Here is a 14,758-nt window from a genome sequence, read left to right on the forward strand (position 1 = left end):
CATGATCGATCCCGCAACAGGAGTTCCTTCATGCCCGCATCAGATCTCTCGCTGTCCTCAACGACGCGCGCTGGACAAACCGGCACACGGCTCGCCATTCAACCCGTCATCCTTGCGGGAGGATCGGGCACGCGTCTGTGGCCGATGTCGCGCGAGCACTTCCCCAAGCAGCTCATCGGGCTGATCGGCGATCAGTCGCTGCTGCAGGCGACGGCGCACCGCCTCGACGGCTATGGTTCCAACGCCGATGCCGCGCGTATCGGCGAAGCCATCGTCGTGTGCAACGAAGAACATCGCTTCACCACGGCCGAGCAATTGCGCGGACGCAGCGCGCAGATGGTCCTCGAACCGGTGCCGCGCAACACCGCGCCCGCGCTGACCGTGGCCGCTTATCGCGCCATGAGCAACGGCGACGACCCCGTGCTCGTGGTCATGCCCGCCGATCACGTCGTGACGGACGCCGAAGCGTTTCATCGCGCCATCGCGACCGGCGCACAGTGCGCGGAAGCGGGGAATATCGTCACGCTGAGCGTGGTGCCCTCGCACGCCGAGACCGGCTACGGCTACATCAAGATCGGCGCGGCGTTGCCCGAAGGCGGCGCGTGGCGCATCGATCGGTTTGTCGAGAAGCCGCATTTCGAGCTGGCCCGGAAGTACATGGAATCGGGCGAATACGGCTGGAATGCGGGCATCTTCATCGTGCGTGCGTCGATCTGGCTGGCGGCCATCGAGCACTTCCATCCGGCCATGCATGCGGCGTGTATCGAAGCGTGCGACAAGGGCGTGGACGATGGCGAGTTCTTCCGCCTCGACCGCGATGCCTTCGCCGCCTCGCCTTCGGATTCGATCGACTACGCGGTGATGGAGCAGCTCGCCACCGACCGCGAGAACGTGCTGTTCAACGGCGCGGTGGTGCCGCTCGACGCAGGCTGGTCCGATGTCGGTTCGTGGGACGCCATCTGGAATATTCTTCCCAAGGACGATTCGTCGAACGTGGCGCGCGGCCGCGTCATGTTCCAGGGTGCGACCTCGACTTATGCGCATTCCGAAGGACGCCTGATCGCCTGCGTGGGCACGCAGAATCTCGTCGTGGTCGAAACCGCCGACGCGATCCTCGTCGCCGACAAGTCGCACGCGCAGGACGTGAAGGCCATCGTCGGGCGCATCAAGTCGGAGCAAGGCACGGAGGCGGCGGATCATCGCAAGGTGCATCGTCCCTGGGGCTTTTACGATTCGGTGGATCATGGCGACCGCTTTCAGGTGAAGCGCATCGTCGTGAAGCCGGGTGCGCGGCTTTCGTTGCAGATGCATCACCATCGGGCGGAACATTGGGTCGTCGTGCGCGGCACGGCGCTGGTCACGCGCGGAACGGAGACGTTCATCCTCGCGGAGAACGAATCGACCTTCATTCCGATCGGAGTGCAGCATCGCCTGGAGAATCCGGGCAAGATGCCGCTCGAGATCATCGAGGTGCAGTCGGGCACGTATCTGGAGGAGGACGACATCGTCCGCTTCGACGACAAGTACGGCCGCAAGTAAGGGCGTTCGGGGTGTCATCACTGCGATGACACCTCGAGCGTTTCAATCTCAGTCGTGAATGTCCGCGACGGCCCGCGCCGTTGCGGCGACTTCCGCCCGCGCGATGCTGCGTGACATGCGCTGCGCCTCGGCACGTGCCTCGCGCGAAGTGATCCAGCGCTTCGCCCATTCCAGCGCGTAGGCCTGAGCCTCGTCCGCTGAAACGAAACGCGGACCGATCAGGCCCGAGCGTTCCACGCGCTGACCGTCCTTCACCACTTCCGCCCAGCCGCGATACATGCCGCCGGACACCGAACGGGCGATCGGGTAGACGCTGTAACCACGCGCATCGCCAACGGAAGCAGTCGCGGCTTCGGCCGGAGTACCGGCATCGAGCGACTGCACGGGACGAAGGCCGCGCGCCACGCCCTGTTCCGGCGAGATGCGGTGGGATTGCGCGACATCGCGTGCATCGGGCAGACGTTGCGGGGCTTGTTGCGGCGTTTCGATCGACTCTTGCTGGACCTGCTGAACTTGCTGAACTTGCGGCGCACGATTGAACGGCAGCGAATCGGGCGTGCGCCACGATTCCGGGTTCTGCCAGAACACGCCACGCAGACGGTCGCATTCGAACGCCGCAGGCTCGCGGCGCGGCGGCGCTTCGTGCACACGCTGACGCGGCACGTAGGCAAACGAGCGCCCCGCCTGCGACAGCACCTTGACGATTTCGATCAGCGTGCCGTTCGCCTGCCATTCGACGAAGCGCCGGCGGCAAGTAGGCACGGTCGGAAAATGACGCGGCAACCGCGACCACGCTTCGCCGGTCGTCAAAATCCAGAGCACGGCGTTGACCACCGTGCGCGGCGGCGACTTGGGTCTTCCCCGACGATGCTCGCGCACTTCGTCTTCGCCGATCAACTCGGAGACCAAGCTCCACTCTTCATTACTGAGTTCGCTAAAAAACATTGCTTTGCTCCATGCAGTCAACGTCGCTGCGGATAAATCGACGGGCTCGCCGGAACGAAATGCCGACGGGAAAGTCGCATATACGGCTTAAGCGCGATATCGAGAGACCTGAGGTACTCGCAAACGTTTGCCCAAACTATGGACAACCTGGTGCATGAAAGTCACCCGGGGTTGCTTTATGGTGCAGGGCTTGAACCATAAACACGCAAGATGCGTGATCTCGCTTGTGTGTGGAGATATGGTGCACAAAGCATACCATTGCTCTGGTTTATACGGATGTGACAGAACCCAACGTTTAGAGCGACACTAAGTGGTTATCTTGCTAAGCAAATGCACCTTTTTACATCTGATGAATCAGGGATTTGCCTAGCTCAAAAGAATTGATGCTTGAAGGAAAAATTCGCCGTCCGGATCTTTTTTGGTGCACGCAAGCCTATGATTCATCTAGGGGTTTTCCGCAGGCTTACGAGCGTGCTTTAAATCGGACGAATTCCGAGTAAATGCCCCGGCTTCAAATCGGTCAGAAACGATTCGTTATACTTTTCTGCAAAATTTACATTGTAAATTTTTGTTTCTTCCGGTCCGGTAAAATCGCGACTATTCACGCACGGCAATGGCCATATCAACGAAGGAATGCCTTGTTAATAGGCCATTAGTCCTGTCGATTCCGTAATCTGCATTGCCGCCCGTATTCGCCAATCCCGGTTTCAAAGCGTTACAAATTAAAGGGTACGCTATTTGTCATTCCAGCGTCATAAAGGCAAAAAAATACGGGCGGACGCGCTTTTATTCACGCGGACCATAATCCAGCTTCGGATACCAATCGGTTCCGCGCCCGTCCGGCGTCATGTCCAGAATGGTCCATATCGGCATTGGATCAGGTGCGCCGCGCGGGTCTTCGCCGGGATCGGCGGTTGCGAAATCCATCTCGCCGGCCCAGAAATGGCGGATGACGCCATCGCGGCGCGTGAAGACGTTCAGTGCGGGTTCGTCGCCGCCTTCGGCGGAGATCGCGTGATAGTCGCGGCTGAAGTTGCCGTTGATATCGCTGTATAGGCGAAGGTCGCGCCAGCCGCGCTCCTGCTTGAACGCGACGAGCCGCGCAAGCGGCGAACGCGCGATGACCGCCAGCGACACGCGCTGCCCGATGTCACGCGCCTCACCTTCCCACGCGGATAAAAGCGATGTGCACATCGGACAAGGCCGTTCGCGCTGCGGTCCGAACATGTAGCTGTACGTGACGAGCGTGTCCTTGTCGCCGAACAGCGCGGCGAAATCCGCTTGGCCGCGCTCGCCTTCGAAATGGTAATCGCCAACGACTTCACCGCCCGGCGGCAAGGCACGGCGCAACTCGGCAACGCGCTCGATATGCCGTCGCAATTCGATCTCCTCGGCGAGCAAGTCGATGCGCGCCTGCCGGTAAGCGGCGCTTTCGTTGGGAAACGTCATGGTGGCGCGGCGCGCAAGTTCGGCGGCCGGAACGAGATTGCTTGGTGAATTCATGGTCCTGTGTCTCCTTTAATGAAGATAACGAGCGACAAAGCTCAGTCCCGATCCGGCGCACCGAGCGGAAAGTACGCGCGATAAGGCCGCGCTTCCTCCACCGCACGCGCGAACGAAGGACGCGCCAGCAGCCGCTTTCGATACGCAATGACATTCGGATACGCCTCGCCGATCCGATGCGTCCAGTCGGCATAGAACAGAAACGGCGCGGCGCCGCAATCCGCGAGGCTGAAGCGCTCGCCCGCCGCCCATTCACGCGCCGCCATCGTGCGGTCGAGCCACGCGTACGCGGTATCGAGCATCGCGCGGGCATCGGCGACGCCGGCGGGGTCGTGCTCGTTGTCGCGACGCATGGCATCGAACACGATCTTCTGCTGCGGCGTGGACACGTAGTTGTCGAAGAAGCGGTCCATCCAGCGCACTTCCAGCGCGTCGCGCGGATCGTCGGGAATCAGCCGCACCGGGCCGGGATGCAAAAGTCCCAGATATTCGACGATCACGCTCGCCTCGATCACCGGTCGTCCGTCATCGACGAGCACGGGGAAACGCTTCATCGGCCAGAGTTCGGTGAGTTCGCGCACGGCGTCGCCGCCGGGCGAAAGCGCGCGGTACTCGAACGGCGTGGCGTTCTCGTACAGCGCGATCAGCACTTTCTGGCAGTACGAAGAAAACGGATGGGCGTACAAAATCAAACTCATCGGGCGGTCTCCCTTTGATCGGAACGATGTCGGCCTTGCATGAGAACGACGAACCGCCTGGCCGCGAATCGACACGATTCGTAAAAATTGTAGTGAATCCGGCACGGCCAACCCGCCGCAAACCGAGACGGGACAAGGCTGACAGCGCGCGATGCCGCCAAAGCGCGCGATTGCCGCCGCGCGCGTCCTTTGCTACTGTGCGCGCGCGCCGGTCCGCGCGAAGGATTCCTGCTTTCGCCGCGTTGCCGGGGCTTGTCCCTGAGAAGATTGAGGCATATGAACAAGATAGAAATCGTCATCGCGGAAGACCGCCCGCTCATGCTCAGCGGCTTGCAGAGATGGCTCGATGCACGCCCGAAATATCACGTCCGTGCGACCGCGACGAACGCGGAACGGCTGCTGGCCAATCTGGAACGCGAGACGGCGGACCTGATCGTGGTGAGCAGCGCCATTGCCGCCACCGGCGATACCTCGCCGCACATGACGGAGTTTCCGGTGCTGCGCACGCTGCGCCAGCGCTTTCCCGATATGCCGGTGGTCGTGCTCACGGCGCACACGGACTTGCGCGTTCTGCGCGCGCAGCAGGACGCGGGCGCGGCGGGCATCGTCGGACGGCTGGACGATGCGCAGGAACTCGAACGCGTCTGCACGCGTGTGATTTCGGGCGCGACAGGCGTGCTTTCGAAGCGCATCGCCGAACTGTGGGACGCGGCGCGTGCCTATCACACGGGGCGGGAGTATCACAGCGTGCGCGTCCGCGTACGGCCTTTCGCAGTCGGAGGTTGACGCAATTAGCACGGACTGCCTACAATCGCGCATCTTTAAACGTGGAGCCGTTCCTTGGAACCGTCCAGTAGTCGATCTTCGAACTGTTTGACTGCCTGAAGGCAGGACGTCCGCGCTCGCTTTGCATCAAAGCATCCCAAGCCGCCGTCCGCCGACAGGCAGACGGTGCGCATCGCAGTAACTTTCTCCGTGCACCTCATTTCCCGCGTGTTTTGCGCTGCTTTTTCGCGCGCGAAACCGTTTGCCCTCAACTTTTGCCGAAAGGAGCCGTCATGCCTGACAGTGACAGTTGTTCTTTACCTTATGCCTGCTTTTCCGATGCCATCGAAACCGGAAAAGTCCGCTGCCCGACGGTGTTGACGCGACCCTGACGCGTCCTTCCGTGCGGCGGCGGCTTTTCAAAATGCGCCCAATCGGCGCACGGAGCACTCTCATGAACTTCCTTCTGCTCTCGCAACTGCCGCGCGTCGAAGAATCGCGCGCGCACTACAACGACATGCTCGACCTGAACGATCGCGAATCGCGCACGGTTGCGTGCTGGCGTCGTCTGCGCGCGGTCTTCGGGGCGATCTTCCACTGACCCGCTGATCGATACGATGCGTGCATCGCCCGCACCTTCACGCGGGCGACATATGCGTGTGTCATCGTCGCCGGTTTTCTTCGACAGGACCGGCCCCGCACCGATGAGTCTCGACTTCGCCCTGCGCTTGCTCGCCGCGTTTGCCTGTGGCGTGGCGATCGGTCTTGAGCGACAGCTTCGCCAGCGCACGGCGGGCTTGCGCACCATCACGCTCGTCGCCAGCGGCGCGTGCCTGTTCGTCACGCTCGGCATGTTGACGGGCAATGGCGAAGCGGGCGTCACGCAGATCGCGGCGTATGTGGTGTCCGGCGTCGGCTTTCTCGGCGGCGGCGTCATCATGCGCGACAAGGGTTCGATTCAGGGCGTCAACACGGCGGCGACGCTGTGGTGCTCGGCGGCGGTCGGCGTCTTGTGCGGCTCGGGTCATTACGGTCCGGCGTTCGCGGGCACGCTCGTCGTGCTTGCCACGAATACGCTGCTGCGCGAAGTCAGCCGCGCGATCAACGCGACGCCGGTCGGCAGTGCGGATCTCGTGCGCGAATACCGGCTGACCGTGATCGGCCGTCAGGAAGACGAGATCCACATTCGCACCCTGCTTTCCAACGCGATGGACGCGCAACCGCTGTCCTTCCAAAGTCTCACGAGCGTGGATGTCGATGGCGAGCCGCCGCGCATCGAGGTGACGGCTAGCGTGCGCATGCATCCGAAGGATCAGGCGAAGCTCGAACGCATGGCGAGCCGCATGAGTATGGAGCGTGGGGTTTCGAGTATTAGTTGGATTGCGGCGGAGGCGGAGGTGGCGCCGGAATAGGATTTTTCACAGCGGCGCTTGGGTTGTTTTTTGTTTTGTCGTGCAAAGGGCTGCTTCTGGTTGTGTCTTTATTGCAGTAGCCGCCTCCCCGGCGGGGGGGTAACTTTCTTTGCTGCTGCAAAGAAAGTCACCAAAGAAAGCAGCTTTTTACCCCATGCTCGCTGGCTGGAAAGTGTTGGTCTGGACTAACGGACACAGTGGCCGCAATAGGACTTGCCACGCATATCGAGTCGCTTAGGCAACCTAGCGATCACGTGCTCAAATCATCAACGCTCAGTGGATCGCGCTCATACTTTCGGCCATGCGCTTCGCGCGCCGAGAGCTTTAGAACGGAACCCCGCAGCGTATGAGTGCCCAGCCACATCACGCCACATCGCACCTCTCCCATTGGGCCCAACCTTGGTAAGCGCTTCTGAGCAAAGCGCACACACCAACGCAAGTCACCTTTTAGTCGGAGCACTAACCAAGGTACGGCCGAATAGCAATCTTGCGGGGAAGTGTGAGGTGGCTGGGCGCTGATACGCTGCGGGATTCCGTTCTTACTGTCTCGGCGCGCGCAGCGCATGGCCGAAAGAATGAGCGCGAGCCACTAAACGTTGATTCTTCGAACGGGAAATCGCGAGGTTGCCTAAGCGGTTTGTCATGCGTGGAAAGTCCTATTGCGGCCACTGTATGGTTAAACCAGACCACCCTTTCCAGCCAGCGAGCATGGGGGTAAAAGCTGCTTTCTTTGGTGACTTTCTTTGCAGCAGCAAAGAAAGTTACCCCCCCGCCGGGGAGGCGGCTACTGAAAAAGCAGCACAAACAGAAGCAACCCTTTGCACGACAAAACAAAAACCTTCAGGCTGTAAGCCACACAGTACACCAGCACATAACCCCCAACTCCGCTACGATGCACCACTGACTCATATCCAAAAAGTCGCATCCACCATGCCGATCCCCCCGCAAGCCATCGGATTCACACTCGACCCGCTCGACCGCGTCTCCGAAAAGCGCGACGATGACGCCTACATCGCTCAACTGCGCAACGACGCTTCCACCCGCTTCCTGCTGTTCGTGAACAACGTGCCGCTGTTCAAGCGCGCCGCCGGTCACGATCCACTGTTCGATGCCGCCGAGTCCGCAGGCTTCGGCACGCCGCAGCAAACCGTGTTGCTCGGGCTGAACGCGCAGCAGCACGCCTTGTTCGCGCTGTCGTTCGACAACGTGCCCGCGCTCGAACAAGTCGAAGCCATCGAGCTTCGTCCAGTGGCGATGCAAGGGCTCGTCGCGCCGCCGCTCATCAGCGCGCTCGGCGAAGCGCGTTCCATGCTCGACTGGCACAAGCGTCACCGCTTCTGCGCGAATTGCGGCACGTCCACCGACGATGCCGGCGCAGGCTGGCGGCGTGTCTGCGGCAATTGCCACGCGCAGCATTTCCCGCGCGTGGACCCGGTGGTCATCATGGTCGTGACGGATGGCGATCGTTGTCTGCTCGGCCGTCAGAAGCAGTTCGTGCCGGGCATGTACTCGGCGCTCGCGGGTTTCGTCGAACCGGGTGAAACGTTCGAGCACGCGGTCTTTCGCGAAGTGCTGGAGGAAGCGGGCATTCGTTGCACGGAGGTGCGTTACTTCGCCTCGCAACCGTGGCCGTTTCCATCGTCGCTGATGATCGGCTGCTTCGCGCGCGCCACGGAAACGGAACTCACCGTCGATCTGAACGAGCTGGAACACGCGCGCTGGTTCTCGCGCGCGGAAGTGGCGCAGTTACTCGATGGCACGCACGAGCAAGGGCTGTCCGCGCCGCAGCCGTTCGCCATCGCGCATCATTTGCTGAAGGCGTTCGTCGACGAGAAGTAAGCGAATCAGCCGCGCTGCTTGCGCCATTCGGCGTAGGCCGCGAGCGTTTCCTCGTTCGGCGGATACGTGCCGCGCAGCATCGCGCCGCCCGCCACGCGCGCGGCGAGAAACGCCTCCATGATCTCCTGCTCGGCGGCATCTTTCGCGACTTGCTCCGCCATCTCGCGCGGCACGATCACCACGCCGTCGATATCCCCGACGACGATATCGCCCGGATACACCGCCACGCCGCCGCATGCAATCGGCACATCCATATCGACCGCGTGATGCTTCGCAAGATTGAGCGGCGCGGCCGCACCCGCGCAAAACAGCGGCAACCCGATCTCGCCGATGCTCCCCGAATCGCGCACGCAGCCGTCCGAAACCATGCCTTCGACGCCGCGCATCTTGAGCCGCGTCACCAGAATCGATCCCGTCGATGCCACCGCGCGTTCGCCCCGGCAATCCTGCACGAGCACGCTTCCCGGCGGCGCGACTTCCACGGCCTTGCGCTGCGGATGCTCCGGGTTCTGGAACACGCCGAGATGATCGATATCCTCGCGCGCCGGAATGCTGCGCAACGTGAACGCAGGCCCGACCATGTTCGGCGCGCCCTTCGCGGGCTTCACGAGCGGCGCGACGCCTTGCAGAAACACGTTGCGCAGTCCGCGCTTGAACAGTTGCGTGGTGAGCGTCGCGGTGCTGACGTGGCGCAACAGCGCGATGGTTTCGTCGGAAATGGGTGTCATGGTTCAGTGGATCTCGGGTTCGTCGCTGTCGGGAAGCGTCTGTTCTTCGAGGAAGTCGAAGTCGCAACCTTTGTCGGCCTGCGTCACGTGCAGTTGATGCATCACGCCGAAGCCGCGTTCGAAGTGACGTTTCGGCGGCGTCCAGGCGGCGCGGCGTGCGGCGAGTGCTTCGTCGCTCACATCGAGATGCAGACGCCGCGCATGCACATCCAGTTCGATGATGTCGCCATCCTCGACCAGCGCAAGCGGCCCGCCCACGAACGACTCCGGCGCGACATGCAGCACGCACGCGCCGTAACTCGTGCCGCTCATGCGCGCATCCGAGATGCGGACCATGTCGCGCACGCCCTGCTTCAATAGCTTCTGTGGAATCGGCAACTGGCCCCACTCGGGCATGCCGGGCGCGCCGACCGGCCCGGCGTGCTTGAGCACGATCACCGAATCGGCGGTGATGTCGAGCGCTTCGTCGTCGATGCGCGCGGCCATGTCGGCGTAGTCGCGGAACACGACCGCCGGCCCGCGATGTTTGAGCAAGTGCGTTTCCATCGCCGCTGGTTTGATGACCGCGCCATCCGGCGCGAGATTGCCGGTGAGCACGGCGAGGCCATCGTTCGGCACGAGCGGATTCTCGCGACGGCGGATCACGTCGTCATCAAAAATCTCCGCGCCTTCGATGTTCTCGCCGAGCGTTTGGCCGTTCACCGTGCGTTGCGTGCCATCGATGAGTTCGCCCAGTTCCGCGAGCAGCGCGCGCAGCCCGCCTGCGTAAAAGAAGTCTTCCATCAGATACTTGCCCGCCGGACGGATGTTGCCGATCACCGGCGTCTTGCGCGCGAGTTCGTCGAAACGCGCCGTGGTGAGCGGCACGCCCGCGCGCCGCGCGACCGCCACCAGATGCACGATGGCGTTCGTCGATCCCGACAGCGCCAGCACGGTGGTCACGGCGTTGTCGAAGGACTTCGGCGTGAGGATGTCGGAGGGCTTCAGGTCCGTCCACACCATCTCGACGATGCGCTGCCCCGTGAGCGACGCGAACTGCGCATGGCGCGAATCCACCGCGGGAATCGATGCGAAACCGGGCAAGGTGAGGCCGACCGCTTCGGCGGCGCTCGTCATGGTGGAGGCGGTGCCCATCGTCATGCAATGGCCCGGCGATCGCGCGATGCCGCTCTCCACGCCCTTCCATTCGTCCTCGGTGATTTTTCCGGCGCGCAGTTCCGCCCAGTATTTCCATGTGTCGGAGCCGCTGCCGAGCGTGCGGCCGTTCCAGTTGCCGCGCAGCATGGGTCCGGCGGGAAGATAGATCGCGGGCACGTCCATGCTGATCGCGCCCATCAAAAGACCGGGCGTGGTCTTGTCGCAGCCGCCCATCAGCACGCAGCCATCGAACGGGTACGAGCGCAGTAATTCCTCGACTTCCATCGCGAGGAAATTGCGGTACAGCATGGTGGTCGGTTTCTGGAACGGCTCGGCGAGCGTCATCACCGGCATTTCGACGGGAAAGCCGCCCGCCTGCCAGACGCCGCGCTTCACTTCCTCCACGCGCTGCTTGAAATGCGTATGGCACGAGTTGATCTCGCTCCACGTATTGACCACGGCGATGACCGGCTTGCCGCGATAATCCGACGGGTGATAGCCCATCTGCGCCGTGCGCGAACGATGCCCGAACGAGCGCAGATCGTTGACGCCATACCAGCGATGACTGCGCAATTCTTCGGGCTTCTTGCGTGTTTTCGTTTGATCGGAACCCAACCCCGTCTCCTCGATGATAGCGTTACCATTTCAGCCCGCATCATGCTAAACGCCGGGACGGCATGACGTCGCTCAGGGTTTTCCGCGAGCCGCACGCACGCTCATTTGACGTTCAGATGCACCGACCCGATAAGTTCCGCCAGCCCGAGCCACAAAATCTGCACGCCGATGCAGAAGATCACGAAGGCGAACAGCCGCATGGCGACTTGCGTGCCCGCGGTGCCGAGCAGCCGTTCGAGATGCCCGGCGAAGCGCACGCACACATAGATGCTCACGCACAGCAGCACCAGCGCCACGCCGACGCCCACGAGATGCACCGGCTGCAAGCCTTGTCGCGGCGAGCCGGTGCCCAGCGCGATGGCCACCGCAATCGCGCCCGGACCGACGGTGATTGGCAGCGTCAGCGGATAAAACGCCTTCGCGCGCAGCGATGCGCCGCGTTTGGGCGTGGGCGTCGGCTCGCTGCCGTCGTCATCGGGCGTTTGAAGGAGGTTCCATCCCGCGAGCGCGACGACCAGACCGCCCGCCACGCGCAACACCGGAATGGAAATGCCGAAGAAGCTCAGCACATACGCGCCCACTGACAGCGACGCCAGCAGAATCACAAAGCTGTTGATGGCGATGCGGCGTGCGAGTTCGGCGCGGTCGTCATCGCTGATATGCGGGAGCATGCTCAGCACGACAAGCGCGGTCGCCGGTGGATTGATGATCGGCAGCAGCCCCGCGACGATCACGAGCACGGTCTTGGCGAATTCGTTGAGCATGCGCGGCGTCTCCGTATGCTGCACGAATTTACGCTAGTTCAACGGCGTCGTGAAAATCAGCACGCATTCCATGAAGAACGAGCCGAACGTGACGCCGATCAACACGCGCGCCACATGCGCCCAGACGATGTTGGTCACATTGCCCGCGCAGCGCCACGCCAATACGGACCACAGAAGAAAGAGGACAGCGAAGATACCCGGCACGTATAGCGCGCCCGGCCAGAACCAGACGGTAACGAGAAAGAGGGTTTCAGGCGCGAGTGAGCCCGACCAGAAATAGAAGTAAAGCGTCCACCATGCCACCTGAAGCGGCACGCCGAGAAACCACCAGACTTTCCAGAAGCGTTCTTCGCCGCGCCAGGCCTTGAGCAACATGCACCGCCATGCCGAGAAAGGGAGGCCGCATTTTACTGCACGACGCGCGCAGTGCGTTGCGCGCGCCCTTATGACGGCCTTTTTACGACGACAGGCTGCGGCGCTTGGCCTCGATCTTGGTGATGAGCCGTTGCAGCGTGCCTTCCGCCGCGCTCGACAATTCGAGGAAGCGAAAGCCGATCACATGGCGCACGGTGCCGTGCGGCGTGGTGAAGCTGCGCGGCGACACGAGTTCGAGATCGAGTGCGAGCGTGCCGAACGGGCCGAGATTCAGCGCGACGCCGTGGAACACGGTGCCTTTCTCGCTTTCGGCGAGGCGCGTCGAATCCGTGCGCAATGCGATGCCGCCGAGCGACACGTCCTGCAACTCGCAGTGGAACACCGCGCCGTCATCGAAGGTGCCTTTGGCCGTGTACGGATCGAGCATCGGCGTGGGCACGCGGAAATACTCGCGGCGCTGGAAGTAGTAGAGCTTGTCCGGGAACGGCACCTGAAACGCGGCGCGGCCTTCGAACTCGGTGGCCTGCGCGGCGTCCGTGACGAACTCCACGCGCACGCCTTCGGGCGCGCCCTTGAACTGCAACTGCTTTTCGAGCAGCAGCATGCGGTTCGCTTCTTCGACGCCACCCCAATCGAACACGATACGCGCCTCGCGCATATCGACTTCGAGCAATTGCGTGACGATCTGCCCTTTCGCGCCCGCGACCGTGAGCATGTCGCCGCGCTGCACCATCATGCGCAGAACGATGGAAATCTCGGAGGGCGTGAGGCGGGCGAAGCGCGCCTGTTCTTCCGCGCGGCGCTCGATGTCCGAGACGGGCGAGACGGAGGAAACGGCAGAAGGCGATAACGTATCAGCGAGCATGACGGTTTAATCGGTTCGATCTGTTCAAAGGAAACGCAAGCGGGCCGCGTGCCGAATCTTCTTAACAAACTTGAGTGTGCATTAAACAACTGGGTCTATCACGCTGATAACGGCCAGGTTTTCCCGAGGTTTAACGTTTTAACGACAACCGCCGGGAAAATTTGCGGTTCCTTTCGGTTTGCTTCCGTTATTGGCGTGTGTCGCGCATCTGGCTGGCGCGGTCGGCGTCGTCCATGATGAGCGCGCGCAGCGACGCCCAGCAGTGCATGTAATGCACCATGAAGCTAGAAGCGCTCTGCAACTGGTAAGGCGTGTTGAGCGTGAGGCAGTCGAAAATCTGCGCGTTGTCGGTCATGCCGTGGCGGCCGAGCACATCGACGAAAACGGACTGATCGCCGCCGCTCGCGTAGGTGCTCGACTTGTCCTCGACGTTGAGGATGCGCTGCTCCACTTCGCGCAGCACCGCGATATTTTCCGGCGTATTGCGATAGCCCATGATGCCGGCGTTGAAGCGCCAGCTCATGTCCACCGCAAGGACGCGATCGCGGCCCTCGATGAGCGATTCGAGCGGGATATGCTGGCCGGTCACGAGCACATCGGCATCGACCCAGAACACCCACTCGTGATGCGGCAGATGGCGCAGCAGCACATACGGCTTGAGCCACGTCCCGCTTACGCCGTGGCCCGCTTCCGCCGGCACCTCGCGATAAAGGTGCAGCGCGTAGCCATGCCGCGCGCAATAACGCCGAAGGTTGCGCTCAGCGATGGCTCCGAAGCAGCGGATATTGGGCGTGTAATGCATGACAAGCGCGATGGGCGCATCGGCGCGCCACGATTCGAACGGCGCATCCGAGCCTTCGGGCAAACCCGGCGAGGGGATGTCGAGGTACGGCCTTCCGCTGGCCTGACACGCGTTGATGTGCCGCGCCAGCAGATCGCGAAGACCGGCGAACACCGGCAGGTTCGGTGGCGCATCCGGGATATCGCCGAGCGCGATGGCGAACACCGGCCATTCGCTCCACTTCGGGTCCACATGCAGCCCGGCATGCGCAACCGCGCAATAGCCGTCGATCTGCGTCAGGAAATGCGGCGGCTGGAACGCGCGAAGCATCGTCGATTCGCTGTGAAGCGAACCACCGAACTTCGTGGCGTCGCACAGGCGGCCCACGTCGTCGCGGACATGCGCGGAATTGCGCCAGAGCTGGAAACTCGCGAGCACGAAGTCGTGTTCCTGATCGCCCGTCGTACTGAGAATCCAGTTGCGGGACGGGTCGCGCATCAACGTTTCGCAGGGTATGTCGCGCAGGATCAGGCAATCCTGCGTGAGCAGCAGAACCAGCTCGCCCTCGGCGCATTCGCGCAGCGTGCGCAGCAGCAACTGGTATTTCTGGAGCATGCGCAGTTGACCCCAGCCGCTCGCGCTGGCATCGAAATAGATGTGCCGGTAGCCACGGATCGCGCAGTAGCGGCTGTGATTGTCGAAGGACGCGCGGGCCTGATTGTCCGCGAAGAAACTGATTACTGTCGTCGTCATGATGATGCTCCGGGCAGACGCGCTCGCACGAGGACTCGG

The 14,758-nt window shown here is 62.3% G+C and carries 14 protein-coding genes; 5 read left to right on the forward strand and 9 right to left on the reverse strand.

All coding sequences use genetic code 11. The annotated features are described in order from the left end of the window. The first annotated feature begins 30 nt into the window (after positions 1 to 30). Positions 31 to 1,539: a mannose-1-phosphate guanylyltransferase/mannose-6-phosphate isomerase gene (locus ACZCWR_RS26480; RefSeq protein ID WP_487305984.1), complete on the forward strand. Its 1,509-nt coding sequence runs from the start codon at positions 31 to 33 to the stop codon at positions 1,537 to 1,539. A 48-nt stretch (positions 1,540 to 1,587) separates the two neighbouring features. Here ACZCWR_RS26480 and ACZCWR_RS26485 read toward each other — a convergent pair whose 3' ends face one another. The 3 genes from ACZCWR_RS26485 to ACZCWR_RS26495 form a co-directional block, all read right to left on the reverse strand. Further along, positions 1,588 to 2,484 carry a transposase gene (locus tag ACZCWR_RS26485; protein WP_487305985.1) on the reverse strand — a complete coding sequence of 299 codons (897 nt, stop codon included), beginning with the start codon at positions 2,482 to 2,484 and terminating at the stop codon, positions 1,588 to 1,590. Positions 2,485 to 3,270: 786 nt separating this feature from the next. Then, complete coding sequence (locus tag ACZCWR_RS26490; RefSeq protein WP_487305986.1) at positions 3,271 to 3,987, reverse strand: DUF899 family protein; 717 nt, start codon at positions 3,985 to 3,987, stop codon at positions 3,271 to 3,273. A gap of 41 nt (positions 3,988 to 4,028) precedes the next feature. After that, entirely contained in the window at positions 4,029 to 4,685 is a 657-nt protein-coding gene (locus ACZCWR_RS26495) for a glutathione S-transferase family protein (protein ID WP_487305987.1), read from the reverse strand. 276 nt (positions 4,686 to 4,961) lie between these two features. Between ACZCWR_RS26495 and ACZCWR_RS26500 the strand changes: the two genes are divergently transcribed. From ACZCWR_RS26500 to nudC, 4 genes are all read left to right on the forward strand, one after another. Continuing rightward, positions 4,962 to 5,471, forward strand: coding sequence for a response regulator (locus ACZCWR_RS26500; RefSeq protein WP_487305988.1), 510 nt, complete (start codon positions 4,962 to 4,964; stop codon positions 5,469 to 5,471). A gap of 433 nt (positions 5,472 to 5,904) precedes the next feature. Further along, on the forward strand, positions 5,905 to 6,051 hold the full coding sequence (locus ACZCWR_RS26505; RefSeq protein WP_487305989.1) for a hypothetical protein: 147 nt from the start codon (positions 5,905 to 5,907) through the stop codon (positions 6,049 to 6,051). A 103-nt stretch (positions 6,052 to 6,154) separates the two neighbouring features. Beyond that, positions 6,155 to 6,862 carry an MgtC/SapB family protein gene (locus ACZCWR_RS26510; protein ID WP_487305990.1) on the forward strand — a complete coding sequence of 236 codons (708 nt, stop codon included), beginning with the start codon at positions 6,155 to 6,157 and terminating at the stop codon, positions 6,860 to 6,862. Positions 6,863 to 7,792: 930 nt separating this feature from the next. Next, positions 7,793 to 8,701 carry an NAD(+) diphosphatase gene (gene nudC, locus ACZCWR_RS26515; protein WP_487305991.1) on the forward strand — a complete coding sequence of 303 codons (909 nt, stop codon included), beginning with the start codon at positions 7,793 to 7,795 and terminating at the stop codon, positions 8,699 to 8,701. 5 nt (positions 8,702 to 8,706) lie between these two features. On the opposite strand, the gene ACZCWR_RS26520 is transcribed toward nudC, so the two are convergent. The 6 genes from ACZCWR_RS26520 to ACZCWR_RS26545 all read right to left on the reverse strand — a co-directional run bounded on the left by ACZCWR_RS26520 (position 8,707) and on the right by ACZCWR_RS26545 (position 14,719). Next, positions 8,707 to 9,429 (reverse strand): ribonuclease activity regulator RraA, encoded by a 723-nt coding sequence (locus ACZCWR_RS26520; protein WP_487305992.1) that lies wholly within the window; start codon positions 9,427 to 9,429, stop codon positions 8,707 to 8,709. 3 nt (positions 9,430 to 9,432) lie between these two features. Next, complete coding sequence (gene araD, locus ACZCWR_RS26525; protein ID WP_487305993.1) at positions 9,433 to 11,181, reverse strand: L-arabinonate dehydratase; 1,749 nt, start codon at positions 11,179 to 11,181, stop codon at positions 9,433 to 9,435. A 101-nt stretch (positions 11,182 to 11,282) separates the two neighbouring features. Next, entirely contained in the window at positions 11,283 to 11,945 is a 663-nt protein-coding gene (locus ACZCWR_RS26530; RefSeq protein WP_487305994.1) for a MarC family protein, read from the reverse strand. Positions 11,946 to 11,978: 33 nt separating this feature from the next. Beyond that, positions 11,979 to 12,320, reverse strand: a complete 342-nt coding sequence (locus tag ACZCWR_RS26535) for a hypothetical protein (RefSeq protein WP_487305995.1) — start codon at positions 12,318 to 12,320, stop codon at positions 11,979 to 11,981. An 82-nt stretch (positions 12,321 to 12,402) separates the two neighbouring features. Further along, a complete protein-coding gene (locus ACZCWR_RS26540; protein WP_487305996.1) occupies positions 12,403 to 13,185 on the reverse strand; it encodes a flagellar brake protein in 783 nt (260 codons plus the stop codon). Between the two features lie 187 nt (positions 13,186 to 13,372). After that, complete coding sequence (locus ACZCWR_RS26545; RefSeq protein ID WP_487305997.1) at positions 13,373 to 14,719, reverse strand: hypothetical protein; 1,347 nt, start codon at positions 14,717 to 14,719, stop codon at positions 13,373 to 13,375. Positions 14,720 to 14,758 lie beyond the last annotated feature (39 nt).

The organism is Caballeronia sp. A2-2 (assembly GCF_057612605.2).

What these genes read in the sequence shown, in the direction of transcription:
- ACZCWR_RS26480 (WP_487305984.1), top strand. Translation starts at nt 31, where the DNA reads ATGCCCGCATCAGATCTCTCGCTGTCCTCAACGACGCGCGCTGGACAA.
- ACZCWR_RS26485 (WP_487305985.1), bottom strand. Translation starts at nt 2,484, where the DNA reads ATGTTTTTTAGCGAACTCAGTAATGAAGAGTGGAGCTTGGTCTCCGAG.
- ACZCWR_RS26490 (WP_487305986.1), bottom strand. Translation starts at nt 3,987, where the DNA reads ATGAATTCACCAAGCAATCTCGTTCCGGCCGCCGAACTTGCGCGCCGC.
- ACZCWR_RS26495 (WP_487305987.1), bottom strand. Translation starts at nt 4,685, where the DNA reads ATGAGTTTGATTTTGTACGCCCATCCGTTTTCTTCGTACTGCCAGAAA.
- ACZCWR_RS26500 (WP_487305988.1), top strand. Translation starts at nt 4,962, where the DNA reads ATGAACAAGATAGAAATCGTCATCGCGGAAGACCGCCCGCTCATGCTC.
- ACZCWR_RS26505 (WP_487305989.1), top strand. Translation starts at nt 5,905, where the DNA reads ATGAACTTCCTTCTGCTCTCGCAACTGCCGCGCGTCGAAGAATCGCGC.
- ACZCWR_RS26510 (WP_487305990.1), top strand. Translation starts at nt 6,155, where the DNA reads ATGAGTCTCGACTTCGCCCTGCGCTTGCTCGCCGCGTTTGCCTGTGGC.
- nudC (WP_487305991.1), top strand. Translation starts at nt 7,793, where the DNA reads ATGCCGATCCCCCCGCAAGCCATCGGATTCACACTCGACCCGCTCGAC.
- ACZCWR_RS26520 (WP_487305992.1), bottom strand. Translation starts at nt 9,429, where the DNA reads ATGACACCCATTTCCGACGAAACCATCGCGCTGTTGCGCCACGTCAGC.
- ACZCWR_RS26530 (WP_487305994.1), bottom strand. Translation starts at nt 11,945, where the DNA reads ATGCTCAACGAATTCGCCAAGACCGTGCTCGTGATCGTCGCGGGGCTG.
- ACZCWR_RS26535 (WP_487305995.1), bottom strand. Translation starts at nt 12,320, where the DNA reads ATGTTGCTCAAGGCCTGGCGCGGCGAAGAACGCTTCTGGAAAGTCTGG.
- ACZCWR_RS26540 (WP_487305996.1), bottom strand. Translation starts at nt 13,185, where the DNA reads ATGCTCGCTGATACGTTATCGCCTTCTGCCGTTTCCTCCGTCTCGCCC.
- ACZCWR_RS26545 (WP_487305997.1), bottom strand. Translation starts at nt 14,719, where the DNA reads ATGACGACGACAGTAATCAGTTTCTTCGCGGACAATCAGGCCCGCGCG.